The following is a 26,018-nucleotide window of genomic DNA, read 5'->3' as shown; positions in this document are numbered from 1 at the left end:
CGGCGAGGGCGTGTTCAGGACGTGGATGCTCGCCATGAGGGCGAGCATGACGGCGACGCACTTCCCCCGCGTCAAATCCCGCTTGCCGCGCGCCGCAACTTGTCCTTATTCTCATTCGTATGCGAACGATTTGGGTCACGTGACGACAATCGCGATCAAAGGCGCCTCGCCCCGCCCGGACGAGCCATGAGAACGACGCGGCGCTTCGCCCTGCGCGTCAATGGCGCCGATCACCTCGTCGAGGGCGAGCCGCAGACCCCCCTGCTCTTCTTCCTGCGCAACGACCTTTCGCTTAACGGCCCGAAATTCGGCTGCGGCCTCGGCGAATGCGGCGCCTGCACCGTGCTGATCGACGGCATCGCCGCCCGCGCCTGCGCACTGCCGGTCCGGCTGGCGGAAGAGCGCGAGATCGTCACGCTCGAAGGACTCGCTGGCAGCGCGGGCCCCGATCCGGTCCAGCAGGCCTTCATCGACGCCCAGGCCGCGCAATGCGGCTACTGCATCAACGGCATGATCATGACCGCCAAGGCCTTCCTGGCCGTCAACCCGGCGCCGAGCGAGGCGCAGGTGCGCGAAGCGCTGCGCTATAATCTTTGCCGCTGCGGCACCCATGTGGAGATCGTCAGGGCCGTGATGCTCGCCGCCGCGCGCGCCCGGACCGGCGAGACGGCCACGCCATGAACCACAGCGCGATGAACGACAGCGCACCGCCGCCTCCCCTCTCCCGTCGGGCACTGCTACGACGCGGCGGGATCATCGCCGTCGTCGCGCCGCGCAAGGGCGCGCCCGCCGAGGACAGCTCCGAAGACGCGCTCGACCTGCATGTCTGCCTCACGGCCGAGGGGCGCATCCTCGCCTTTTCCGGCCATGTCGATCTCGGCACCGGCATCCGCACCGCGCTCGCCCAGATGGTGGCGGAGGAACTCGATTTTCCCTTCGACGCCGTCGAGATGGTGCTCGGCGACACCGCCGATACCCCGGACCAGGGCGCGACCATCGCCAGCGAGACGATCCAGGTCACCTCGGTGGCGATGCGGATCGGCGCGACCCAGATCCGCACAAGGCTGATCGGGCTCGCCGCCGCGGCGCTTGCCTGCAGTGAGGGCGAGATCAGCCTGCGCGACGGCCGGCTCTATCGCGGCGCGGCCGACACCCCGGCGATCGGACTCGACACACTGCTCGCCAATGAGCGCCTGCTGCTGCCGCTGGCCGAGAGCGCGCAGTTCAAGCCGATCGACCATCACAGGCTGATCGGCCGATCGGTGGCGCGGGTCGACATCCCCGCCAAGGTCGATGGCAGCTGCGTCTATGTCCATGACGTCCGCGTGCCCGGCATGCTGCATGGCCGCGTCGTCCGTCCGCCCTATTCCGGCATGGATGCCGGCGATTTCGTCGGGCGCAGCCTGATCGCCGTCGATCGCGACTCGCTCGCCGGTATTCCCGGCATACGCGCCCTCGTCATCGAGGGCGATTTCATCGGCATCGTCGCCGAGCGCGAGGAACAGGCGGCGGAAGCGGCGCTCGCCCTGAAGGCCGAGTGGCGCTCGTTCACGCCGCCGGACCTCTCCGACGTCGCCCAGGCCCTGCGCGCCCATCCCTCGACGCCGCGCCTGCTGGTCGACGAGGGCGATGTCGAGGCTGCGCTCGGCACGCTCGAGAAGCGGCTCGACCGCACCTATGTCTGGCCCTACCACATGCATGGCTCGATCGGCCCGTCCTGCGCCGTGGCCGATGTACGCGCCGACGGCATCACGGTCTGGAGCGGCAGCCAGAACCCGTTTCCGCTGCAGAACGACCTCGCCGTGCTCACCGGCCTGCCGCGCGAGCAGATCGACATCATCCGCCACGAAGCCGCCGGCTGCTATGGCCGCAACTGCGCCGATGACGTCGCCGCCGATGCGGTGCTGCTCTCGCGCGCCGTCGGCGCGCCGGTGCGCGTCCAGCTCACCCGCGAGCAGGAGCATCTCTGGGAGCCGAAGGGCGCCGCCCAGCTGATCGACATCAAGGGCGGCCTCGGCCCCGGCGGCTCGCTGCCGGCCTATGACTTCCACACCTGGTACCCGTCGAACGCGGCGCCGACGCTCGCCCTGCTGCTGACCGGGCGCATTTCCAACCAGCCGGCGACGCTGCGCATGGGCGACCGCACCGCGGTGCCCTCCTATGACTACGAGAACATGCGGCTGACGGCCTATGACATGCCGCCGATCGTCCGCGCCTCCTGGCTGCGCGGCGTCTCGGCCATGCCGAACGTCTTCGCCCATGAGAGCTATATCGACGAGCTCGCCCATGAGGCCGGCGTCGACCCCGTCGAGTTCCGCCTGCGCCACATCAATGACGAGCGCGCCGCCGAGCTGACGCGCGCCACAGCCGAGCGGGCGGGCTGGCAGCCGCATGTCGGCCCGCGCATGGAGGAAGATGGCGAGATCCTGCGCGGCCGCGGCTTCGCCCAGGCGCGCTATGTCCATGGCAGCTGGCCGGGCGTCGGCGCCGCCTGGGCCGCCTGGGTCGCCGATGTCGCGGTCAACCGCACGACCGGCGAGGTCACGGTCAGCCGCGTCACCGTCGGCCAGGACACCGGCATGGTCGTCAATCCGGCCGGAGTGACCCATCAGGTCCACGGCAATGTCCTGCAGTCGACCAGCCGTGTGCTGCGCGAGGAGGTGAGCTTCTCGCAGACCACCGCCGTCGCCGCCCGCGACTGGGGCGCCTATCCCGTCCTGACCTTCCCGGAACTGCCGGCGATCGACGTGCTGCTCCTCGACAAGCAGCACGAGGCGCCGCTAGGCGCCGGCGAGTCGGCTTCCGTCCCCAGCGCCGCCGCCATCGTCAACGCCGTCTTTGACGCGACCGGCGTGCGCTTTCGCGAATTGCCGCTGACGCCCGAGCGCGTGCTCGCCGGCCTCGGGCGTTTGCCGGCGGCGGCGCCCGCCGCAGCGCAACTGCCGGAAAGGCCCCGGCGTTTCGGCCTGTGGAGCAAGCTTGGCGCCGCCTTTGCCGGTGCCGCGACCTTTGCCGCCGCTTCCTTCGCACTCGCGCCGTCGATCGCTCCGATCGCCCGGCCCGATCCGGCGACCTGGTCGGCGGCGACGATCGAGAGAGGCCGCCAGCTCGCGGCGCTCGGCGCCTGCGCCGTCTGCCATACGGTGAAGGACGGCGTGCCCTATGCCGGCGGTCTCGCGCTCGAGACGCCTTTCGGCATGGTGATGACCACCAACATCACACCCGATCCGGAAACCGGCATCGGCAACTGGTCCTATCCGGCCTTCGAGCGGGCGATGCGCGCCGGCATCCATCGCGACGGCCGCCATCTCTACCCGGCCTTCCCCTATGCGAGCTACGCGAAAACCAGCGAGGCCGACCTCCAGGCGCTCTACGCCTTCCTGATGTCGCAGCCGGCGGTCAGGCAGGAGAACCAGCCGAGCCGGATGGTCTTCCCCGTCAATCTGCGCCCGCTGTTAGCCGGTTGGAACCTGCTGTTCCGGCCGCAGGGCGAGCTCAAGCCGGAACCAGCCCGCTCGGCCGAGTGGAATCGCGGCCGCTATCTCGTCGACGGGCTCGGCCATTGCGGCGCCTGCCATACGCCGCGCAACGCGCTCGGCGCCGAGCGCGGCGGCAGCGCCTATCTTTCCGGCGGCGAGGCCGAGGGCTGGGAGGCGCCGGCCCTGACCAGGGTCTCGGCCGGGCCGCTGCCCTGGAGCGAGGCCGAGCTCTACGCTTATCTGCGCACCGGAACCTCGCAGCATCACGGCGCGGCAGCCGGGCCGATGGCGCCGGTGATCGCGGAGCTCAAGGAACTGCCGGATGCCGATATCAGGGCGATGGCGACCTATCTCGCCTCCCTGAACGCGCCGCTGCCCGAGGCGGAGGCGCAGGCCCGCGCCAGCCGGATCGAGCTCGCCACCAGCGCCGCGGCAAATCCCGCGACCTCGCCGGTCGCACGCCTCTATCAGGGCGCCTGTGCCGCCTGCCACGAGCCCGGTCGCACGGCGCCGCTGGTCAATGCCGGGCCTGCGCTCGGCCTGTCCTCGAAGCTCCATGCCGCGACGCCGACCAACCTCGTCAACATGCTGCTCGAGGGCGGCCAGCATGGCATCGGCTCGATGCCCTCCTTCGCGACGGCGCTCGACGACCGCCAGATCGCCGAGCTCGCCGGCTATCTGCGCGGTCGCTTCGCCCAGGGGAAGCCGGGCTGGGAGGGGATTGAAGAGGCGGTCACGAGGGCGCGCAAGGCTGCGCCCTGAACCTGCCCGCCATGGTCGGGATAAACCCGGCCACCCACGCCTTCCGTCCGACAACCCGGCGCTCGAAACGGAAATGCCCACCACGAGGGCGGGCATTCACAGACGTCTTGAACGCGGCGCGACGATCAGGCCGCTCTCAGCGCAGCCCGTCCTCGCCCTTGACCTCGTCATGGGTCAGGCCGCCGACCCGCGGCAGCGGGCGACCGCCGCTGGTCAGCGCCACCGCGACGACGATCTCGCCGGCGCGCGGCGCATCGGGAATGCGGACCTCCATGCCGTCGAAATGGCTGCGGACATAGGCGCCGGCCTTGTGGCCGAGCGGAATGTCGAGGACGACGCCGAGCGAACCGCGCTTCTTCGAGGACGGGATCAGCGCCGGCGCCTTGCCGAGCAGCTTGCGCAGCGGCGCGCCGAGCTTCGGGTGCAGGATCGCCGCCGCATGCTCGTATTCGCCGTCCTCGCCGACGGCGGCGGCCTTGCCATAGCCCTGCACGGCCTCGCCCTCGATGCCGAGCGCTTGAAGCGCGTGGCGGCCGAGCAGGTCTCCGAGCTCCTCGCCGATCTCGATCAGCTCGGAGAGATCGGGCTGGTATTTGCCGGCGAAGGGGTTGGCGATCACCGCCACCGCCGCGGCCCGGCAGATCGCCGGCGCGACGGGCTGGCCCATCTCGGAATGGGTCTCGTCGAGTATGGTGACGATCTTGCGGATGGAAGCCTTCATCTCAGCCCGTCCTCGCCCTTGATCTCGCTCGCCTTCAGGCCGCCGACGCGCGCATGGATGCGTGAACCCGTCGTCATCACCAGCGCGAGCAGCAGTTCGTCGGCCCTCGGCGCGTCGGTGATGCCGATCTCGAAGGCGTCGAAATGGCTGCGGACATAGGAGGCGTTGACATGGGTGACCGGAATGTCGAGCCGCGTGCCCGGCCCGCCGACCTTCTTGGTCGAAGGCACGATCGCCTTGGCGTCCCCCAGCAGTTCGCGCATCGCATAGCCGCCCGGCACGTGCCAGAGCGCGCCATGCTCGATCTCGCCGGCGGCGCCGACGATGGCACCCTTGCCATAGCCCTGGATCGCCTTGACGTCGCCGCCCATCGCCGCCAGCAGGCGACGCGCCATGGCGAGGCCGAAGGGCTTGAGATCATCCATGAAGCCCTGGATGTCCTCGACATAGCGGCCGGCATAAGGGTTGGCGATCACCGCCAGCGCCGCGCCGCGCTTCAGCGGCACGGACGCGGCCGGGCCGCCCTCGTGAAAGATCTCCTCCACGGTCACGGCATATTTCCGCACGACGATCTCAGGCACGGGCAAGTCTCCTCTCGGCTTGTTCTTGAAGGATCATAGGCGTGGCGAGAGCCCGGCTCACGCCCTGAAGATGCATGGCGGCGGCGACGATCAGGCCGGCTCCGTGCAGGCGCTGCGCCTCGGCGAGGCCGGCTGCGAGCGCCGTTTCGATTTCGGTCTCGGTCAGCAGCCCGACCTTGCGGGTGACGAGGAGCGCGCCGAGATCGCTGTCGCTCTGGATGGCATCGGCCGGCAGGCGCTCGATCGCAGCATGGCCCGGCAGGTCGATCGCATTGGCGATCACGGTCGCGGCGGCATCGGCCATGGCGGCGCTCGGGGCGAGCACGGTCACCGCCTCGGCGATGCCCAGTGAAAAGCTGCGGCCGGGATAGCCGGAGGTCGCGATGCCGCGCACCGGATCGCCGGCGGTGATGCTGGCGGTGGCGAAGAGATTTGGCCGGTCCGGACGCTCGACAAGGCCGATCCGGAAGGTCTCGCCATCGGCCAGATGCAGGGCGATGTCGCCGCCATTATTGACATAGGCACGCGCCAGCGGCGCAGCCTCGACCATGACGGCGAGGATTTCCTGCGCCACCGAGCCGGCAACAGCGGCCATCGGCGTGATGAAGATCCTGCCGGCGAAGGGGGCGACCGCCTGATGCATGCGCCGGGCGACCGGCCCTTCCGGAACCGGGCTATTCGCCCGCACCGGCGAGCGTAGCAGGGCAAGTTCGCCGCAGAGTTCCGCGAGCAGCCCATCGAAGCGCCGCATCGCCGCCCGATAGGCCGCCTCGACCGCCGCCGCCGGGCCGGTGGCCTCGACGACGAGATCGATCGGCCCCTGCTGCAGCAGCAGGCGCTTGCCGTCTGGCAGCAGGCGCGCGGAGGGGGGCTCGAACATCGCTCAGCCGTGCGAGCGGCGCATCCGCTCCGGCGCCAGCGGCCAGGGATTGTCGAGCCGCTGCGGCAGCTTCAGCCGGCCGTCGGCGTTGAGCTCGGAAAGCGGCCGGACATGGTCCATATGCCCGCCGAGCTCCTGATAGTCGGAGAGCTTCATGGTGAATTCGAGCGGCGCGACCAGGGCCGGCGTCGGCACATAGCCGAAGGCGTTCTCGGGCAGGCGGGTGACGTCGACCATGAAGGTGATGCCGCCGCCCGGCCAGATATAGACCGGTGCGCCGCCGCAGGTGACATAGGTCAGCGCGTCCTTGACCGAGCGCGTCAGCCTGACGGGATTCTCGGTGACGCCGGCACGCAGCGAACCGCCGGCGCCGCCGATGAACAGCACGGTCGAAAGCGCCGGCTCACAATTCTCGGCGATGCGCTCGACCGGCTCGACCAGCCGCTCCGGCATCTGCATCTCGACCGGTACGAGCTTCTCGTCGAGCTCGTAATAGGCGGCGTGCTCGCCGGTGGTCGAGACCATCAGCAGGCGCAGGCCGGGATAGGCGACCTTCGGATCGAACGGCCCGAGAATGGTCAGGGGATCGCTGATATTGGTACCGCCCCAGCCGGTGCCGGGTTGCGCGACCTGGAAATAGCGGCCGGGCGTCGAGCGCCGCCCCTTCATCTTCAGGCCCGTCGCCGGCATGCCGAGCAGCTTGCCGGCCTGGTGCTCCGAGAGCACGCCGGTGATGTGGTCGTCGACGACCACGACCTCGTCGACCTTGCCATGCCATTGCTTGGCGAAGATGCCGATCGTCGCCGAGCCGCAGCCGACGCGCATCCGGCTCTCCTCGACGCCGTTGACGATCGGCGGCTTGCCGGCCTGGACGATGACGGTCTCGCCGCCATCGATCGTAAGCTCGACCGCCTTGCCGTTGCTGAGCTGGAGCAGCGCGTCGCAGGTGACGCGGCCCTCCTTCTTCGAGCCGCCGGTCAGGTGGTGGACACCGCCGAGCGACAGCATCTGCGAGCCGTATTCGCCCGAAGTGACATGGCCGACCGCCTCGCCCTCGACGCGCACGATCGCGGTCTCCGGGCCGAGGAAGCGGTCGGTGTCGATCTTCACCTTGACGCCGCAATAGCTGAAGATGCCCTCGGTCACGACGGTGACCATGTCGACGCCGTCGACCTCGGAAGAGACGATGAAGGGCGCGGGCTTGTAGTCGGGATAGGTCGTGCCGGCGCCGATCGCCGTGACGAAGGTGCCGGGCTGGTGCAGGATGTCGCCATCCCATTCACGCGGGCCGGCGAAGGAAACCAACTCGCCGCCCTGATCGATGGTGCGGTCGAGCATCACATGCGGATCGACCCGGACGAGATTGCCGTCGACATTGCCATAGCGGTCGCAGGCACCGACCGCGCCCGGCTTGATGTAGCACATGACCGGACAGGCATCGCAGCGAATCTTGTCGTCGGCGGCCGTGGCCGTTTCCTCCAGGCTCATCGTCAACCCTCGCCGTCACTTCCGGCCATATCATTTGTATACAAATGATGGTGGCGCATGGTTGCCCGGCTGTCAAGTCGGCGCTCTGCCCGGACGGGGCCCTGCCACCGGGCCGGGCAGAAGCGCGCAGGCCTGCTAAAGCCGCCACAGCCTGGGTTTTCTTCGCTTGCTCGCGCGATGAGCCAAAAGCCCGGCACCCGGCGAGACAGGCGGCCCGCTTGCCGCTATCCAGCTCTGATTGACAGCCCGAAAAATCGACTGTTATTATTCGTATACAAATAAATTTACCTTCGGATCGGCCGACCGATTCCGCGGGAAAAGGTCAAGGCGATCACGCCCGAGGAGGGGTTTCGATGTACGACAGCTTTGCGACGGATCGCCTGATCGATCTCTGGCTGACCGAAGATATCGGCGCCTGCGACCTGACCGTGCAGGTCATGATCGAGCCGGACGAGACCGGCAAGTTCCACATGAACGCCCGCGAGCCGATGATCGTCGCCGGCATCGAGGTCGCCGCCCGTGTCTTCAAGCGCTACGATCCCGAGCTCAAGGTGAAGCTGCTGGTCAAGGATGGCGACAAGGTCGAGAAGGGCGCCATCCTGATGGAGATCGAAGGCGCCGCGCGCAGCGTGCTGACCGCCGAGCGCACCGCGCTCAACATCGCCCAGCGCCTTTCGGGCATCGCCAACGAGACCGCGCGCTATGTCGCCGCCATCGCCGGCACCAAGGCGCGGCTGATCGACACCCGCAAGACCACGCCCGGCCTGCGCATGATGGAGAAGCATGCCGTGACCTGCGGCGGCGGCCTCAATCATCGCCTCGGCCTCGATAACGGCGTGATGATCAAGGACAATCATATCGCCGTGTGCGGCAGCATCACCGCCGCCGTCGAGCGCGCCCGCAAGACGCTGCCGGTGCTGACCAAGCTCGAGGTCGAATGCGACCGGCTTGAGCAGGTCGAGGAGGCCGTCAAGGCCGGCGCCGATGTGATCATGCTCGACAACATGTCGGTCGCCGACATGACCAAGGCGGTCGGGCTGATCGCCGGCCGCGCCAAGGTCGAGGCCTCCGGTGGCATCCGCATCGACACGATCGGTCCGATCGCCCAGACCGGCGTCGACTATATCTCGACCAGCAAGATCACCCAGTCGGCGCCCGCCGTCGACATCGGCCTCGACGAAGCCTGATCAGACCATGCGCCCGGGAACGTTCTTCTTTGTCGTCGGCCCCAGCGGCGGCGGCAAGGACACCTTGATCGACGGCGCCAGGCAGGTCCTGGAGCCGACCGGGCGCTATGTCTTCGCCAGGCGCGTCATCACCCGCCCCGCCGGCTCGCCCGGCGAGGCGCATGAGGCGGCGACGGATGCCGAATTCGCGGCACGCGAAGCCGCAGGCGATTTCGTCATCGGCTGGAGCGCCCATGGCCTGCGCTATGGTCTGCCCCGTAGCCTTCTGGGCGCGATCGAGAGCGGCCGCCACGTCATCGCCAATGGCTCGCGCGCCGTCATCGCCGAACTGGCGGCGCTGCTGCCGCGTTTCGTCATCGTCGAGGTCACGGCACCGGCCGAGATCCTGGCGGCCCGCATCGCCGGACGCGGCCGCGAGCAGGGCAACGCCATAGACGACAGGCTCGCCCGCAAGGTCGAGCCCTGGCCGGACGGCATCCGCACGGTCGCCGTCTGCAATGATCAGAGCCCGGAAACCGGGATCGAGCGTTTCGTCGCCGCAGTCGAATCGGCCGCCAACACCTTGCGTCTGCGCCGCCTGCCGGTCTTCGCCGGGCGGGCCCATTGCGCCTGGCTCCCGGCCAAGGGCGAGCTCGTCAACGGTTTCGACTATCTCGGGCCGGGTCGGATCGAGATCACCGGCGCCGGCGCCAGCATCCGCTCCGACATCCAGGTCGCGGACCTGCCCGCCGCGCTCGCCCCCGACGAGATCGGCCTGTCCAGCGAGGCCTTTGCCGAGCTCGGCCTGGCCGAGGGCACCGAGGTCTCGATCCGGCGCACCCCCTCGCCGGAAAGCCGCGCCGCGCTGACTCGCAAGATCCAGGGCGGGGCGCTCTCGGAGGCGCAGTATCACACGCTGATCCGCGACATCGTCGAATCTCGCTATCCCGATGGCGAGGTCGCGGCCTTCCTCGTCGCGGCGACGCAGAAGCTCAGCGATGACGAGGTCGTCTCGCTCGCCCGCGTCCGCACCCGTTTCGCCCAGCGGATCAGCTGGTCCGACAAGATCGTCGTCGACAAGCATTCGATGGGCGGCATTCCCGGCAGCCGGATCACGCTGATCGTGGTGCCGATCATCGCCGCCCATGGCGCCTTCCTGATGCCGAAGACCTCGTCGCGCGCCATCACCTCGGCCGCCGGCACGGCCGATGCGATGGAGGCGCTCGCCGATGTCGAGCTCACCCCGGCGGAACTGCGCGCCTGCGTCGAGAAAGCCCGCGCCTGCATCGCCTGGAACGGCCGGCTGAACCATTCCGTCGTCGACGACGTGATGAACGCGATCACACGGCCGCTCGGCATCGATTCCAATCGCTGGTCCGTCGCCTCGATCCTGTCGAAGAAGAAGACGGCCGGCTCGACCCATGTGATCGTCGACCTGCCCTATGGCCCGCGCGCCAAGCTGAAATCGCAGGACGAGGCCGCCGATCTCGCCGCCCTGTTCGAGACGGTCGGGCGGGGGCTCGGCCTCGTCGTCGAGGCCTTCCCGACCGATGGCACTAGGCCGATCGGGCGCGGCATCGGGCCGGCGCTGGAATGCCGCGACGTCGCCTGGGCGCTCGACAACGACCCGCAGGCGCCGGCCGACCTCGTCGCCAAGGCGCTGTTCTTCGCCGGCCGCATCCTGGCCTGGGATCCGGCGCTGGGCTCGCTCGAGGCCGGGCGGGAACGCGCCGAAGAATTGCTGCGCTCAGGCGCGGCGCGGACGGCCTTCGAGCGCATCGTCACGGCGCAGGGACGCCGCGAGCCGCCGGTGATGCCGGGGCTGCTGGTCCATACCGTCCGCGCCGAGCAGGCCGGCACGGTCTCCGAGATCGATGGCTGGGCCGTCGCCGGCATTGCCCGGCGCGCCGGCGCGCCTTTCGACAAGGCCGCCGGCATCGATCTGCGCCGCAGCGTCGGCGACAGCGTCGCGATCGGCGATCCGCTCTTCGCGATCCATGCCAGCGCCTCGAGCGATCTCGAGGAGGCACGGGCGCTGGCGGCGCAGAGCGCCTGCTTCGTGATCAGATAGGCTGAGGAGCCCTCTCTTCTCAGCGCAACTGCTTAAGCAGCGAGAGCAGCGTCGTGCGCTGGCTCGTCGCCAGCGGCGCCAGCGTCACCTTGGTGACGGTCTCGGCCTTCGGCATCAATTCGCGGGTATAGGCCCGGCCGGCCTCGGTCAGCTGCACGATGACGCGCCGCCCGTCATCGGGGTCGGCAGTGGTGTGCACCAGCTTGCGCTTGATCAGCCGGTCGACCACGCCCTTGATCGTCGCCGCGTCCATCGCCGTCTGGCGCCCGAGCAGATTCTGCGAGCTGCCGCCTTCGAGATAGAGCCGCGACAGCACCGCCCACTGCGTCGGCGTCAGTTCCGGCCCCATGATCTCGTTGAACAGCGAGACATGGCGCTGGATCGCCTGGCGCAGGATGAAGCCGACCTGTTCGGAGAGGTCGTAGCTCTCCGCTTCGGGCTCGGCCGCGATGGCGTGGGAAGGGTCGGACCCCGACATTCAGCAATCCCCTTATCCTCACCGGATACGGTGTCGCGACCGCCGGGATAGCGATCGCAAAGGCGGGCAACGGCCCGTCCCTGCTATCTGGCCTCCCGGCGTGGGGTTTTCAATCGAATCTTGCCTTGCCCGCCCCCGACCAAGGGCGGAGGTCAGGGCTCCAGCCGTTTCACGGCGTCGCCTATGCGCTCGATCGCGGTCGTCAGCTGCTCGCGCGAGGTCGCGAAAGACACCCGGAAATAGGGCTCCAGCCCGTAGGCCGAGCCCTGGACCGCGGCGACATGGCCCTCGCTCAGCAGATAGGAGACGAGATCGGTGTCGTCGGCGATGACCTTGCCGGCCGGCGTGCGCCGGCCGAGCAGGGCCGAGCATTCCGGATAGGCATAGAAGGCGCCTTCCGGCGAACGCGTCTTCAGGCCGGCGATCGCGTTCAGCCCCTCGGTGACGAGATCCTTGCGCGCGCGGTATTCCCCGACCGCCTGCGCCACGAAGTCCTGCGGCCCGGTCAGCGCCGCCACGGCCGCCGCCTGGGCGATCGAGCAGGGGTTCGAGGTGCTCTGCGACTGGATCTTGGCCATGGTGGCGATCAGCGGCGCCGGACCCGCGGCATAGCCGATGCGCCAGCCGGTCATCGCATAGGTCTTGGAGACGCCGTTGACGATGAGCAGCCGCTCGCGCAGCTCGGGGCAGGCGGTCAGGAAGGAGCAGAACTGCGTCTGCGTGTAGTTGATGTGCTCGTAGATCTCGTCGGACATGACGAGCACCTGCGGATGCCGCGCCAGCACCGCGCCGAGCGCGGCGAGCTCCTCGCGGCTATAGGCGGCGCCGCAGGGATTGTTCGGGGCGTTGAACATCACCCAGCGGGTGTTCTTGGTCAGGGCCCGGTCGAGCGCCTCCGGCGTCAGCTTGAAATCGTCCTCGACCGGGCAAGGCAGCACCTTCGGCTCGCCGCCGAGCAGCAGCACCATGTCGGTATAGGAGACCCAGTAAGGCGCCGGCACCAGCACCTCGTCGCCCGGCTCCAGCGTCGCCATCAGCGCATTGAAGATGATCTGCTTGGCGCCGTTGGCGGCGGTCACCTCGCCACGCTGGAAGGCAAGCCCGTTCTCGCGGCCGAACTTCAGGACGATCGCGTCCTTCAGCTCGGGCGTGCCGTCGGCTGCGGTGTAGCGCGTCTCGCCACGCCGCATCGCCGCGGCCGCCGCCGCGAGAACATGCGGCGGCGTCGCGAAATCGGGCTCGCCCAGGCTGAGATCGACGACCGGTACGCCAGCCGCCGTCATCCGCCTTGCCTCGATCGAGATCGCCATGGAGGGCGAGGGCTTGATCAGCCCGGCGCGCGTGCTCTGATACTGCATCGAGACCGATCCCGCTCCGCTCAGACCTTGACGTAGCCGAAGGCGAGGTCGCGCTCGGCCGCCGCCTTCTCGCGCTCGGCCGGCGCGCCATAGCCACCGCCGCCGGGCAGTTGCAGCACGAGCCGGCGTCCGGCCGGGACATGCTGGCGCCCCTTGGCCTGCAGCCTGGTGCCGTCGTCGAGCGACACCGAGCCCGGCGCGCCGTCCTGCCCGCCCTCGCGGCCGCGCGCCGGATGGGCGACGCGGTCGAACATGGCGTTGAAATGGAATTCGTGGCCCTTGGTCGCGCTGATCTCGACCACCTGGCCGAGCCCGCCGCGCCGCTTGCCGGCACCGCCGGAGCCCTCGCGCAATTCCTTGCGCCAGAAGATCACCGGGCCGACATGCTCGGTCGCCTCGATCGACATGGTGTGGATGCCGCTCGGGAAAGCGGTGGCGCTGAGCCCGTCCACGCCCGGCCGGGCGCCGCCGCCGCCGCTGTTGAAGAGCAGCACCTCGGCGCGCTGGCCACCGCCCTCGGGGGCGTCATCGCCGCCGAGCGGCCTGGCAGAAAGATGCAGGTTCCAGAGCGCGCCGGAGCCTTCGGCCGGGATCTTGCCGGGCAGCATCTTGTGGACCGCGCCGAGCACCGCATCCGGCACGAAATGGCCGAGCACATGGCGCACCGCGACCGGGGCCGGATGCTTCACGTTGAGGATGCAGCCCTCCGGCGCGGTGATCCTGAACGGCGCCAGCGAGCCGGCATTGTTCGGGATCTCCGGTGCGATCGAGCATTTCAGCCCGTAGCAGGCATAGGCGACGGTATAGATCAGCGGGACGTTGATGCCCTTCGGGCTCGGCGGCGAGGTGCCGGCGAAATCCGTGCCGATGCCGTTGCCGTCGACGGTGATCGTCACCGCGATGTCGATCGGGCTGCCATAGCCGTCGACGCGCATGACATTGTCGTAGACGCCATGCGGCAGGGCCGCGATCTTCTCCATGGTGGCGGCATGGCTGCGCTCGATCACGAAATCGGCGAGCGCCTCCAGATCGTCGATCCGGAACTCCTCCATCATGTCCATCAGCCGCTTGTGGCCGGTGTCGTTGCAGGCGGCGAGCGAATAGACGTCGCCGACGACCTGATGCGCCTCGCGGACATTGTTGCGCAGGATGTTGACGAGGTCGCGATTGACCTTGCCGCGCTCGGCGAACTTCATGATCGGGATGAAGATGCCCTCTTCATAGACCTCGTTGGCATCCGGCCCGAAGCCGCGCCCGCCGACGTCGACGACATGCGCCGTGCAGGCGAAATAGCCGACCAGCACGCCCTTGCGGAAGGACGGCGTCACCACCGTGAAGTCGTGGAGGTGGCCGGTGCCCTTCCAGGGATCGTTGGTGATGTAGACATCGCCCTCGAAGATGTTCTCCTCGCCGATGTCGCGGATGAAGTGGCCGACCGCCTCCGCCATGGCGTTGACGTGGCCGGGCGTGCCGGTGACCGCCTGGGCGATCATCAGCCCGGCACGGTTGAAGACGCCGGCGGAGAGATCGCCGGATTCGCGCACCGAGGTGCTGAAGGCGGTGCGGATCAACGTCACCGCCTGCTCCTCGACGACGGAGATCAGGCGATTCCACATGATCTGCATGCGGACGTCGGACAGGGCGCTGGTGGCCATGGTTTCGCTCCTCTCGTCTCGGGCTCAGGCGGTCTTCAGGCTGAGCAGCAGGCAGCCATCGGCCTGCATCACCGCCTCGCGCCCGGACGTCACGACTGTGGTGGTCTCGCGCTCGGTGACGATCGCCGGTCCGGCGACCCGGTCGCCGGGACGAAGCGAGGCGCGGGAGACGATCGCCGCCGGGACGAAGCCGTCGGCGGCGGCGTCGAAGAGCTGGCGCGTGGCGTCGCTGGCAACGCTGCGGCCGGAGGGCACGCCGCCGACCGCCGGTGCCGGCGGGGTCGGCGAGCTCGCGCGCAGCGACCAGCTGACGATCTCGATGTCGAGCCCGTCGATCAGCCGGTCGAACAGGCCCTCATAAGCCTCGTCGAACTGCCTGCGGAAGTGATCGCCGTCACCCGGACCATAGTCGCGGATCGCGATCGCGACCGGAATCTCCCAGCCCTGGCCGACATAGCGCATATAGGCGACGCATTCGAGCGCCGGCGCGATGCCGGGCGCGCCGGCATGGACGAAGGCGGTCGCCTCCTCGGCCAGCTCCCTCAGCACCTGGTTGATCCGCTCCGCGTCGAAGCGGCTGAGCCGGAGATAGGCGCTGCGCACCGATTCGAAGCCGAAAGGCGCGCGCAGGAAGCCGATCGCCGAGCCGACGCCGGCGCCGGGCGGCACCAGGAGCTTGTCGATGCCGAGCTTGTCGCAGAGCCGCGCCGCGTGCAGCGGCGCGGCGCCGCCGAAGGCGATCATGGTAAAGCCCGAGAGCTCCTTGCCGCTCTCCACCGCATGCATGCGGGCGGCGTTGGTCATGTTCTCGTCGACGATCTCGCAGAGGCCGAAGGAGGCGGTCGCCTCGTCGATGCCGAGCTTCTCGCCGATATCGCGGCGCAACGCCTGGCGCGAGGCCTCGCTCGAGAGCCTGATGCTGCCGCCGGCGAAATCCTCGGCGTCGAGCTTGCCGAGCAGGAGGTCGGCATCGGTGACGGTCGGCCGGTCGCCGCCGCGCTGATAGCAGGCCGGGCCGGGCTCGGAACCGGCGCTGTGCGGCCCGACGCGGATCTGGCGCATCGAGTCGACGGTGGCGATCGAGCCGCCGCCGGCGCCGATCTCGACCATCTCGATCACCGGGATCGAGATCGGCATGCCGCTGCCCTTCTTGAAGCGGTAGGTACGGGCGACCTCGAAGGTCTTGGCGGTCTTCGGCACCTGCTGCTCGATCAGGCAGATCTTCGCGGTGGTGCCGCCCATGTCATAGGACAGGACCTGGTCGAGCCCGTGGCCCGCCGCGATATGGGCGGCGAAGATCGCTCCGCCGGCCGGGCCGGATTCGAGCAGCCGCACCGGGAACTCGGCGGCGCTCTCGACGCTGATGATGCCGCCGCCCGAATGCATCATGAAGACCGGGCAGGAGGCGCCGGCCTCGCGCAGCCTGTCGACAAGCCGGTTGAGATAGGACGCCATCAGCGGCTTCACATAGGCATTGGCGCAGACGGTGTTGAAGCGCTGGAACTCGCGCATCTGCGGCGAGACCTCGGCCGAGATCGAGACCGCCAGCCCCGGCGCGCGGGCGAGGAGCGCCGCGCGCATCGCCTGCTCATGCGCGTCGTTGAGATAGGAATGGATGAAGCCGATCGCGACGCTGTCATAGCCGCCGGCGACGATGCGCTCGGCCAGCGCCTCGATCTCGGCCGGGTCCGGCGCCTTGTGGACGCTGCCATCGGCCCCGATGCGCTCGTCGAGCACGAGGCGGTGGCTGCGCTCGACCAGGGGCGGCGGCAGGACGATGTCGAGATCATATTGCTCGAAGCGGCTTTCCGTCCGCATCTCGATGACGTCGCGGAAGCCCTTGGTGGTGATGAAGGCGGTGCGCGCGCCCTTGCGCTCGATCAGCGCATTGGTCGCCAGCGTCGTGCCGTGGATGATGATGTCGATCTCGCCGATGCCGATGCCGGCGATCTCAGCCACCTGCAGCACGCCATCGATGATCGCCTGCTCGGGATTGGCATAGTTCGTCAGCACCTTGGTCGAATGCAGGCTGGCGCCGACCTCCACCACGATGTCGGTGAAGGTCCCGCCAATGTCGACGCCGACCCGGACCTGCTGTCCGCCATGACTCATGATCTGCTTCTCCGGAAAATCGGGGGCGCGTCAGGCCGAAGCCGGACGTGCGATGTCGAGGGCGCGGAAGCGCGCCGCCAGCGCGTCACCATGCCTGGTCAGCAGGCCGAGATCGCTGCCGACCGCGACGAAGCGGGCACCCCAGTCGATATAGCGGCGGGCATCCTCCTCGAGCGGCGCGAGCACGCCGGTGACGGTCCGTCCGTCGCGGCCCAGCTCGAGCACCGAACGGATCGTCTGCTGGACACCGTCATCATGCGGATTTCCCAGCGCCCCGAGATCGGCGGAAAGATCGCTTGGTCCGATGAAGACCGCGTCGACGCCCTCGATGGTGGCGATATCCGCCGCAGCCTGCGCCGCCACGCCGGATTCGATCTGTACCGCGACGAAGCACTCCTCATGGGCGCGCGGGTGATAGCCCTTGACCCGGCCATAGCGGTTGGCGCGCTGCGAGACCGAATAGCCGCGAATGCCGTGCGGCGGATAGCGCGTCGCCCGCACCAGCGCCTGCGCCTGCTCGGCCGTCTGCACGAAGGGGAACAGGAAGGAGCGGATGCCTGAATCCATGAACTGCTTCACCGCATCCGGATCATGGCTGCGCATCCGCACCACGACCTCTGTCTCATAGGCGGAAGCCGCACGGTGCTGGTCGATGATCGAGAGCAGATCATTGGGGCTGTGCTCGCCGTCGACGAGGAGCCAGTCATAGCCCGCCCCCGCCAGCACCTCGGTCACCACCGCGCTGCCGAGCGAGCACCACAGCCCGACCTGCAGCCTGCCTTCTGCCAGGTTGGACTTCAGGGGATTGCGAAGAGCCGTCATCTCAGTTTCCACCGTTCTGCTCTGCGGGTGCGGCCATCGCCAGCACCTCTAGTTGTATGACAACATATGAGACGGCGCGCCGCCCCGTCAATCTCGTGTCGCGGCCCTCCGCTGCGTCCGCCATTGCCGAGAGGCCGGGCAGGCAAGAGGCCCCCGACAGCCGCGGCGCGACGGTCGGGAGCGGATCCAAGCCCCCGTTCCGGCCGCGCGCTTCCTCAGCCCTGCATCATCTTCGGCAGCCCGGTGACGATCTGCGGAAAGACCACGATCAGCACCAGAAGCAGCATCAGCACGAAGAAGTAGGGGATCGCCGCCTTCGTGACCTGCAGGATGTCCTTGCCGGTGATGCTCTGCAGGACGAACAGGTTGAATCCGACCGGCGGCGTGATCTGCGCCGCCTCGATCAGCACCACCACGAAGATGCCGAACCAGAGCAGGTCGATCCCGGCCGCCTGCACCATCGGCAGCATCACCGAGGAGGTCAGCACGATGATCGAGATGCCCTCGAGGAAGCAGCCGAGGATCAGCATGAAGACCGCGAGCACGGCGAGCAGCGCATAGGGCGAGAGATTCATCGCCGCGACCCAGCTCGCCAGGGCCCGCGGGATGTCAACGAAGGCGACGGCGATCGTCAGACAGGCGGCGCAGGCGATGATGAAGGAGATCATGCACGAGGTGCGCATCGCCGACATCAGGCCTTCCATGAAGTCCTTGCGGGTGAAGCCGCCACCGGCCACCGCCAGGATCAGCGCCCCGATCACGCCGATCGTCGCGGCTTCCGTCGGTGTGGCGATGCCGCCATAGATCGAGCCGACGACCGAGCCGATCAGCAGCGCCACCGGGATCAGCCGGCGCGAGAGATAGAGCTTCTCGAGGAAAGGCACTGCCGGCTCGGGCGGCGGCATCTTGTCGGCATTGAACAGGCTCCAGATCGCCGTGTAGCCCATGAACAGGACCATCAGCAGCAGCCCGGGCACGACGCCGGCGATGAACAGCCGCGCGATCGAGACCTCGGCGGTAACGCCATAGACGATCATGATGATCGAGGGCGGGATCAGCAGACCGAGCGTGCCGGAGCCGGCCAGGGTGCCGATGGTGACGTTCAGCGGATAGTTGCGCCGCTGCAGCTCCGGCACGCTCATCCGCCCGATCGTGGCGCAGGTCACGGCCGAGGAGCCGGCGACGGCTGCCATGATGCCGCAACCGAGCACGTTGACGTGCAGCAGCCGGCCCGGCAGGCGCGAGACCCAGGGCGCCAGCCCCTGGAACATGTCCGAGGACAGCTTCGAGCGGAACAGGATCTCGCCCATCCAGATGAACAGGGGCAGCGAGGTCAGGGCCCAGCCCCAGCTCGAATCCCACAGCGTCGAGGCAATGAGCGAACCCATCGGCGCCGAGGTGAACAGCCCCATCATGACCATGCCGACCGTCAGCAGCGACAGCGCCACCCAGACGCCACCGGCGAGCAGCACAAGGAGCAGGCCCGCGAGGACCAGCGAGGAAACGACGACAGGATCCACGAGAGTCTCCTTCAGGCGACGGGCTTGTCGAGGCCGATCTCGTCGGGCGCCTCATAGCGCGGGCGACCGCCCTTCAGCTGCCAGACCAGTTCGTCGACGAAGGCGATCCACAGCACCGCGATGCCGAAGGCGACGCCCATCTGCGGGATCCAGAACGGCATGGCCAGGAGGCCCGGGCTGATATCGTTGAACTCGTGCGATTGCAGCGCGAGTTGCCCGACATGCCAGGCGAGATAGCCGACCACCACGGTGCCGAGCAGGCTGTTGAAGAGCTCGACAGGGCGCCGCAGGCCCGGCGGCAGCCGATCGACGATCAGGTTGATGCGGACATGCGCGCCGGAGCGGAAGGTATGGGCCAACCCGAAGAAGGTGGAGGCTGCGAGGCACATGCCCGCGGCCTCCGTGGCGTCGAGGGTGACGCCACGCAGCCGCGCCACCATCTGGGCGATGATGGTGACGGCGATGCCGACCATGAAGGCTGCGGCGATGTAGCCGCAGCCGCGATAGAGCTTGTCGAGAAAGGCTCTGAGCACGGAAAGCCCCCGTTTCCTGCAGCTGGGCAGCGGTGCCTGGGGACTTACTTCATGCTCTTCTGATAGGCCTCGTAGACGGCCTTCTCGGCGTCATTGGCGGTGGCGAGCCACTCCTGGACCATCTCCTTGCCGATCGCCTCGATCCGGTCGAGCACTTCCTTCGGCGCCTGCGCGATGGTCACGCCATGGTCCTTCAGCACCTGCTCGCGCTCGGCGCTCGCCTTCTTGCTGAGCTCCCAGCCCCGCGCCGTGGCGCGCTCACCGGCTTCGATCAGCACCTTCTGCGTCGCCGGATCGAGCGCGCGCAGCGCCTTCTCGTTGACGATGATCGCGTTCTTGTTGTGCATCGTGCCGGTATAGGTGAAGTGCTTCACATAATCCCAGATCTGCACGTCCGTACCGGTCTGCGCGCTGGTCCAGAGCGCCTGGATCATGCCGGTCGAGAAGGCCTGCGGCACTTCGGCGAAGGGCATGATCAGCGCCTCCATGCCGAGCTTTTCGCCAAGAATCTGGGTCTGCTTCGAATAGATGCGCAGCTTCTGGCCCTTCAGATCGGCGAGCGAGGTCACCGGCGCCTTGGTGTAGAAGCCCTGGCCAGGCCAGGCGACATAGGTCAGGACGCGCATGCCGTTCTTCTTGAACATCGCCTCGAAGAAGGGCAGCTGCGCGTTTTTCAGCAGCGTCGCCTTGTCATAGTCGGTGGCGACGCCGGGAATGTTGTCGAGGTTGAACATCGCAGCTTCGTTGCCGTAGACGCCGAGCCGGATCTCGCCGATCTGGACCTGGCCCGACTGCACCGCGCGCTTGACCGCGTCGAGCTTGATCAGGCTGTCATTGGAGCGCAGGTCGATCTTCAGCTTGCCGCCGCTCTTCTCCTCGACCTCCTTGATGAACTGCCGGATGTTCTGGGTGAAGAAGCTGCTTTCCGGATAGCCCGAAGCCATCGTCCAGCTGGTCTGCGCCTGGGCCGAGAGGCTGGCAAAACCGGCGGCTGCGGTGAAGGCGACAGTGGCAAAAAGCTTGCTGATCGACGACATGGAATCCCCCTCATCTGATTGGTGACTGGCCAAGGCCCGCCAGGTGGCGCCTGACCCGGCCGCGATACGTTGCGATCGCTCGATTTGACGTAGTCTGTCGTCAGTTGTCATACATGTCAAACGGAAAGCCGGGGACGCGTGCCCCATCTTTCCGCAACCGCTTGCACCCTGCAGGCGGCGGATTATTGATCGGATGTCATACCAAATGCGTGCTCCCGTTGCCGGGCGCGGAGCGCCATTCTAACGACTGCGGCTGTGTGAAATTCGAGGCCTCGTACATGCTGGGCAAGAGAGAACGCCTGTCGACGCAGCTCGCCCGACGACTGGCACAGAAGATCGCGGCCCAGGACTATCCGCCGGGCGGCAAGATTCCGACCGAGGCGGAGCTCTGCACGGCATACGGCGTCAGCCGGACCGTGGTGCGCGAGGCGATCGCCTCGCTGCGGGCCGACGGGCTGCTGGAATCGCGCCAGGGCGTCGGCGTTTTCGTCGGCTCAGGCGCGCGTCGCCTGCCCTTCGAGCTGGTCTCGGACGCCGATGGCAAGCTGACCGACGTCCTGCAGATCCTCGAACTGCGGATGAGCGTCGAGGTCGAGGCGGCGGGGCTCGCGGCGGAACGTCATTCCGCCGCCGCCCTGCGGACGATCAAGGCACGGCTGCGCGACATCGACAAGGAACTGCGGACCGCGACCGGCGACCGCGGCCAGGCGGATTTCGAGTTCCACGTCGCCATCGCGCGCGCAACCGGCAACCCCTATTTCGAGAAGTTCCTCGCCTTCATCGGCCCGCTGATCATCCCGCGCGGGCGCTTCGGCGGCCTGCGCGACGACCGCCTGTCGGACCAGCAATATCACGCCGAATTGCAGGTCGAGCATGGCCGTGTGGTCGACGCTATCGCCAGCCGCGAAGCCAAGGCGGCCCGGGAAGCGATGCGCGCCCATCTCGGCGCCGCGCTGATCCGCTATCGCGCCCATCACTGACCCCCCGGGGCTCGGCGCACCAGCCCGGGCGATCATCTTTCCGAACTGCAATCATGCGGCCACAAGGTCGCCACCCGGTGCCCGGCCATGGCAGCGCTTGACCGTCCGCATCCTCATCTGCTCAACTGTATCAGTGGATACACTTAGACAGTGAAGCGTCTGCGACCAATTCGGATCGCGGGCGTGGGGCAAGCAACGGCATGGCTTTCACACGCGCTCCAGCTCCGGGCACGGCGCCCGACGAGGCTTATCTCGCCATCCTCGCCGGCATTCGCAGCGGCCGCTACGAGCCGGGCGAGCGCCTGATCCCCGAGGCGATCGCGCAGGAGCTGGCGATGAGCCGGATGCCGGTGCGCGAAGCCTTCCAGCGGCTCGCCAATGAGGGGCTCGTAATCATCCGGCCCAATCGCGGCTGCGTCGTCGCCGGCCTGACCGTCGACGAGATCTTCGAGGCCTTCGAGATCCGCTCGGTCCTGGAGGGGCTTGCCGTCCGCCTCGCCATGGCACGCGTCGATGCCGCCGTCCTCGCCGAGCTCGACGACCATCTGTCCCGCATGCAGCGCGCCGGGGAAGCCGGCGGCGATGCCTGGCTCGCCGCGCATCAGGCCTTCCACGCCTATATCTGCGGGCTGAGCCGGCGGCCCAAGCTCATCGCCCAGATCGCGGCGCTGCACATCGCCGTCGAGCCCTATATGCGGGTCTGGCTCCACCATGTCGCGCGGCCGAGCACGGCGACCCAGGCCCAGAACGAGATCGTCGCGGCGATCCGCAGCGGCGATGCCGCCCGGGCCGAAACGGTGATGCGCGAGCATGTCATGCGCACCGCGCCCAAGCTTGCCGCGTTCCTGCGCAGCAGCGGGTATCCGGCGGCGCGCCGGTCAGCCCAATCGGTACAGCCGGCAGCATCGGAATCCACCTGAACCAGAAGACCAGCAGCTGCCGCGCGAAGCCGGCAGCCATCGGAGGACGTCCGGGGACCACGACAAGAACAGGGGATCATCATGGATCGACGCCAGTTTCTGAAAGCTTCCGCCGTCACCGCCTTCCTGCCCGCGGCTCCGCTGATCGCCCGTGCGCAGGACGCCAAGACCCTGCGCTTCGTGCCCTATTCCGACGTCGCGATCATCGATCCGATCTGGACCAACGGCTATTCGACCCGCACTCACGCGCTTCTCGTCTGGGACACGCTTTACGGGCTCGACGACCAGTTCCAGCCGCAGCCGCAAATGGTCGAAGGCCATCTCGTCGAGGATGACGGCAAGCGCTGGACGCTGACGCTGCGCCCCGGCCTCGTCTTCCATGACGGCAGCAAGGTGCTGGCCCGCGACGCCGTCGCCTCGATCAGGCGCTGGGGCGCGCGCGATACTTTCGGCCAGGCGCTGATGGCGGCGACCGAGGAGCTGTCGGCCCCGGACGACCGCACCATCCTCTTCCGCCTGCGCCGACCCTTTCCGCAATTGCCGGCGGCGCTCGCCCGCCCGAGCGCGCTCGTCGCGGCGATCATGCCGGAGCGGCTGGCCCAGACCGACCCGTTCAAACAAATTCCGGAGGCGATCGGCAGCGGGCCCTATCGCTATCTCACGGCCGAGCGCATCGCCGGCGCCCGCCATGTCTACGCCCGGCATGAGGGCTATGTGCCGCGCGAGGGCACGCCGAGCTTCACCGCCGGCCCGCGTACGCCTCTCCTCGACCGGATCGAGTTCAATGTGATGCCCGACCCGGCGACCGCGGTCTCGGCGCTGCAGACCGGGGCGGTCGACTGGGTCGAGCAGCCGATCATCGACCTCCTGCCCTTGCTGCGGAAGGACCCGAACATCACCGTCGCGGTCAAGGATCGCAGCGGCATGGCCGGGCAGTTGCGGCTGAACCACCTCCAGCCGCCGTTCAGCAATCCCGCCATCCGCCGCGTCGTGCTCAAGGCGATCAACCAGGAAGACTGCATGAACGCGGTCTGCGGCGGCGACCCCGAGGTCGAGCGCGGCAGCCTCGGCTTCTTCCCGAGCAATTCGGCAATGGCGTCCGAGGTCGGTATCGAGGCGCTGAAGACGCCGAAGGATTTCGGCAAGCTCAAGCAGGAGCTGGAAGCCGCCGGCTACAAGGGCGAGCGCGTCGTCTTCCTCGCCGGCCAGGACGTGCCGCGTATCGCGCTTGCCGCCGAGGTCGCGGCCGACGCCCTGCGCAAGATCGGCATGAATGTCGATTTCGTCGCCGCCGACTGGGGCACCGTGCTGCAGCGCATCAGCAATCGCAGCCCGGTCGAGCAGGGCGGCTGGGGCTGCTACATCACCTATTGGTCGGGGCTCGACCTCGGCTCGCCGGCGACGAGCTCGCCCTTGCGCGGCAACGGCGCCAAGGGCAGCCCGGGTTGGCCGGACAGCCCGGCGATCGAGGCCTTGCGGGCGCGCTGGCTGGACGCGCCCGATCTCGCCGGCCAGAAGGCGATCGCGCAGGAGATCCAGCTGCAGGCGATGCAGGACGTGCCTTACGTGCCCGCCGGCCAGTATTTCCAGCCCGTCGCCTATCGCAAGAACCTGACCGGCATGCTGAACGGCGTCCCGGTCTTCACCAATCTGCGCAAGGGCTGAGGCCCGCCCGCAATCCCTAAAGCCGGCGCGACGTTCCTTGCCGCGCCGGCCCCACCCGAACCCCGGCCCCTGGCCGGCCTGCCCGACGAAAGACCTGCCCGATGCGCGATTTCGAACTCCCCGGCCGCTCACTCGCGATCAGCCGCAATGCCATGGCCGCGACTTCGCACCCGGCCGCGACGCTGGCCGCACTCGACATCCTGCGCGCCGGCGGCAATGCGATCGACGCGGCGGTCGGCGCCTGCGCCGTGCAATGCGTGGTCGAGGCCGGCTCGACCGGCATCGGCGGCGACTGCTTCGTGCTCTATTCACCCGGTGGCTCGACCGATATCCGCGCCTATAACGGCTCCGGCCGCACGCCCGCAGCCGCGACGCTCGACTGGTACGCCAGGGCCGGCATCACCACGCTGGAGCGGCATTCGCCGCATGCCGTCACGGTGCCGGGCGCGGTCGAGGCCTGGGCGCGGCTGGTCAAGGACCATGGCAGGCTGCCGCTCTCCGAGATCTTCCAGCCGGCGATCGCTCTCGCCCGCGAGGGCTACGCCATCACGCCGCGCGTCGCCTATGATCTCGCCGGCCAGCACGACACGCTGGTCCGCGACCCGAACGCCGCCGCGACCTTCCTCGTCGACGGCCAGCCGCCGCAGGCCGGCACCGTCCAGCATCAGCCGGGCCTTGCCGCGACCTTGGAGGCGATCGGCCGCGAGGGGCCGGACGCCTTCTATCGCGGCGAGATCGCCGCCGAGATGGTCGCGCATCTCAAGGCTGCCGGCGGCCTGCATACGCTGGAGGATTTCGCCGCGGCGCAGGGCGAATACGTCAAGCCGATCAGCACGAGCTTCCGCGGTCGCACCGTCTACGAATGCCCGCCGAACGGCCAGGGTATCATCGCGCTGATGATCATGAAGATCCTCGAACGCTTCCAGCCCAAGGGCGGCCCGCTCGAGGCCGGGAACCTGCATATCGAGCTGGAGGCGACGCGCCTCGCCTATGCGGCGCGCGACCGGCTCGTCGCCGACATGGCGCAGGAGAAGGTGCCGGTCGAATTGCTGCTCTCTGACGGGCTCGCCGACCAGCTCGCCGCCGCGATCGATCCCGCCCGCGCCACCGAGCCGCTGCCGGTCCTGCCTGCCGGCGCCGAGCACAGCGACACCGTCTATATCTGCGTCGTGGACAAGGACCGGAACGCGGTCAGCTTCATCAACTCGATCTTCTCGCCCTATGGCAGCGGGCTGATGACCAGGAAATCGGGCGTGCTCTTCCACAATCGCGGCCAGAGCTTCGTGCTGAAGCCAGGCCACCCGAACGCGGTCGCGCCGCGCAAGCGCCCGATGCACACCATCATCCCCGGCATGGTCGCCGAGGGCGAGCGCGTCGTGATGCCCTTCGGCGTGATGGGCGGTCACTACCAGGCGATGGGCCATGCCCATTTCCTCGCCAAGCTCTTCGACCATGGCCTCGATTTGCAGGAGGCGATCGACCTGCCGCGGCTGTTCCCGCTGCCGGGCACGGCGACGGTCGAGGTCGAGGGACGCCTGCGCGCCAGCGTCGGTCCCGCGCTGGCGGCCCGCGGCTTCAAGGTCCAGCCGCCGAAGACGCCGATGGGCGGCGCCCAGGCGATCTGGATCGACTGGCAGAAGGGCACGCTGACCGGCGGCTCCGATCCGCGCAAAGACGGCTGCGCGCTCGGCCTCTGAATGGCCGAAGGGCTCGGTGTCCGGCGCTGCACGAATGCTGCGCCGGCATCGGCGCAGTTGACCTGCGAAGGTTTTGCGCGAGCAATGCCCGCC

General features: G+C 68.5%; 20 protein-coding genes. 8 read left to right on the top strand and 12 right to left on the bottom strand.

Annotation, left to right across the window (positions count from 1 at the left end; all coding sequences use genetic code 11):
* Positions 1-186 precede the first annotated feature (186 nt).
* Both AC3RCC_RS03355 and AC3RCC_RS03350 read left to right on the top strand, forming a co-directional pair.
* Positions 187-681, top strand: coding sequence for a (2Fe-2S)-binding protein (locus AC3RCC_RS03355; RefSeq protein WP_492257585.1), 495 nt, complete (start codon positions 187-189; stop codon positions 679-681).
* The gene (locus AC3RCC_RS03350) at positions 678-4,241 is read left to right on the top strand and encodes a molybdopterin cofactor-binding domain-containing protein (RefSeq protein ID WP_492257584.1); all 3,564 of its coding nucleotides are present in this window, start codon (positions 678-680) and stop codon (positions 4,239-4,241) included. Before AC3RCC_RS03355 ends, AC3RCC_RS03350 begins: the two co-directional genes overlap by 4 nt.
* Positions 4,242-4,377: 136 nt before the next feature.
* Here AC3RCC_RS03350 and AC3RCC_RS03345 read toward each other — a convergent pair whose 3' ends face one another.
* The 4 genes from AC3RCC_RS03345 to AC3RCC_RS03330 are packed head-to-tail and all read right to left on the bottom strand — an operon-like array spanning position 4,378 to position 7,911.
* Positions 4,378-4,962 (bottom strand): amino acid synthesis family protein, encoded by a 585-nt coding sequence (locus tag AC3RCC_RS03345; RefSeq protein WP_492257583.1) that lies wholly within the window; start codon positions 4,960-4,962, stop codon positions 4,378-4,380.
* A complete protein-coding gene (locus tag AC3RCC_RS03340) occupies positions 4,959-5,543 on the bottom strand; it encodes an amino acid synthesis family protein (protein ID WP_291645987.1) in 585 nt (194 codons plus the stop codon). Before AC3RCC_RS03340 ends, AC3RCC_RS03345 begins: the two co-directional genes overlap by 4 nt.
* Positions 5,536-6,423 (bottom strand): UPF0280 family protein, encoded by an 888-nt coding sequence (locus AC3RCC_RS03335; protein WP_492257582.1) that lies wholly within the window; start codon positions 6,421-6,423, stop codon positions 5,536-5,538. The genes AC3RCC_RS03340 and AC3RCC_RS03335 overlap by 8 nt, the downstream gene beginning before the upstream one ends.
* A gap of 3 nt (positions 6,424-6,426) precedes the next feature.
* Entirely contained in the window at positions 6,427-7,911 is a 1,485-nt protein-coding gene (locus tag AC3RCC_RS03330; RefSeq protein WP_291633789.1) for a 6-hydroxynicotinate reductase, read from the bottom strand.
* Positions 7,912-8,264: 353 nt separating this feature from the next.
* Between AC3RCC_RS03330 and nadC the strand changes: the two genes are divergently transcribed.
* Positions 8,265-9,098 (top strand): carboxylating nicotinate-nucleotide diphosphorylase, encoded by an 834-nt coding sequence (gene nadC, locus AC3RCC_RS03325; RefSeq protein ID WP_291645984.1) that lies wholly within the window; start codon positions 8,265-8,267, stop codon positions 9,096-9,098.
* A gap of 7 nt (positions 9,099-9,105) precedes the next feature.
* A complete protein-coding gene (gene phnN / locus AC3RCC_RS03320) occupies positions 9,106-11,148 on the top strand; it encodes a phosphonate metabolism protein/1,5-bisphosphokinase (PRPP-forming) PhnN (RefSeq protein ID WP_492257581.1) in 2,043 nt (680 codons plus the stop codon).
* A gap of 19 nt (positions 11,149-11,167) precedes the next feature.
* Here the strand turns inward: phnN and AC3RCC_RS03315 are convergent, their stop codons facing one another.
* The 8 genes from AC3RCC_RS03315 to AC3RCC_RS03280 all read right to left on the bottom strand — a co-directional run bounded on the left by AC3RCC_RS03315 (position 11,168) and on the right by AC3RCC_RS03280 (position 20,663).
* Positions 11,168-11,626 (bottom strand): MarR family winged helix-turn-helix transcriptional regulator, encoded by a 459-nt coding sequence (locus AC3RCC_RS03315; protein WP_291633782.1) that lies wholly within the window; start codon positions 11,624-11,626, stop codon positions 11,168-11,170.
* 152 nt (positions 11,627-11,778) lie between these two features.
* Positions 11,779-12,984, bottom strand: a complete 1,206-nt coding sequence (locus AC3RCC_RS03310; protein WP_492257580.1) for an aminotransferase class I/II-fold pyridoxal phosphate-dependent enzyme — start codon at positions 12,982-12,984, stop codon at positions 11,779-11,781.
* Between the two features lie 20 nt (positions 12,985-13,004).
* Complete coding sequence (locus AC3RCC_RS03305; protein ID WP_492257579.1) at positions 13,005-14,639, bottom strand: hydantoinase B/oxoprolinase family protein; 1,635 nt, start codon at positions 14,637-14,639, stop codon at positions 13,005-13,007.
* Between the two features lie 24 nt (positions 14,640-14,663).
* The gene (locus tag AC3RCC_RS03300) at positions 14,664-16,751 is read right to left on the bottom strand and encodes a hydantoinase/oxoprolinase family protein (RefSeq protein WP_492257578.1); all 2,088 of its coding nucleotides are present in this window, start codon (positions 16,749-16,751) and stop codon (positions 14,664-14,666) included.
* 30 nt (positions 16,752-16,781) lie between these two features.
* Positions 16,782-17,573, bottom strand: a complete 792-nt coding sequence (locus tag AC3RCC_RS03295; RefSeq protein WP_492257577.1) for an HpcH/HpaI aldolase family protein — start codon at positions 17,571-17,573, stop codon at positions 16,782-16,784.
* A 215-nt stretch (positions 17,574-17,788) separates the two neighbouring features.
* On the bottom strand, positions 17,789-19,093 hold the full coding sequence (locus tag AC3RCC_RS03290; RefSeq protein ID WP_291633772.1) for a TRAP transporter large permease: 1,305 nt from the start codon (positions 19,091-19,093) through the stop codon (positions 17,789-17,791).
* Between the two features lie 11 nt (positions 19,094-19,104).
* On the bottom strand, positions 19,105-19,626 hold the full coding sequence (locus tag AC3RCC_RS03285) for a TRAP transporter small permease (protein WP_291633770.1): 522 nt from the start codon (positions 19,624-19,626) through the stop codon (positions 19,105-19,107).
* 44 nt (positions 19,627-19,670) lie between these two features.
* On the bottom strand, positions 19,671-20,663 hold the full coding sequence (locus AC3RCC_RS03280; RefSeq protein WP_291645978.1) for a TRAP transporter substrate-binding protein: 993 nt from the start codon (positions 20,661-20,663) through the stop codon (positions 19,671-19,673).
* A 278-nt stretch (positions 20,664-20,941) separates the two neighbouring features.
* Between AC3RCC_RS03280 and AC3RCC_RS03275 the strand changes: the two genes are divergently transcribed.
* From AC3RCC_RS03275 to ggt, 4 genes are all read left to right on the top strand, one after another.
* Entirely contained in the window at positions 20,942-21,643 is a 702-nt protein-coding gene (locus tag AC3RCC_RS03275; protein WP_291633766.1) for a FadR/GntR family transcriptional regulator, read from the top strand.
* A gap of 200 nt (positions 21,644-21,843) precedes the next feature.
* On the top strand, positions 21,844-22,563 hold the full coding sequence (locus AC3RCC_RS03270) for a GntR family transcriptional regulator (protein ID WP_291633764.1): 720 nt from the start codon (positions 21,844-21,846) through the stop codon (positions 22,561-22,563).
* Between the two features lie 81 nt (positions 22,564-22,644).
* On the top strand, positions 22,645-24,228 hold the full coding sequence (locus AC3RCC_RS03265) for an ABC transporter substrate-binding protein (protein ID WP_492257576.1): 1,584 nt from the start codon (positions 22,645-22,647) through the stop codon (positions 24,226-24,228).
* A gap of 101 nt (positions 24,229-24,329) precedes the next feature.
* Positions 24,330-25,925 (top strand): gamma-glutamyltransferase, encoded by a 1,596-nt coding sequence (gene ggt, locus AC3RCC_RS03260; RefSeq protein ID WP_492257575.1) that lies wholly within the window; start codon positions 24,330-24,332, stop codon positions 25,923-25,925.
* Positions 25,926-26,018: the final 93 nt, after the last annotated feature.

The sequence above is a fragment of the Allobosea sp. GW823-FHT01F03 genome (assembly GCF_058798075.1).
Note: the sequence above shows the minus strand (reverse complement) of the source record. Positions and strands in the feature narration are given on the sequence as shown.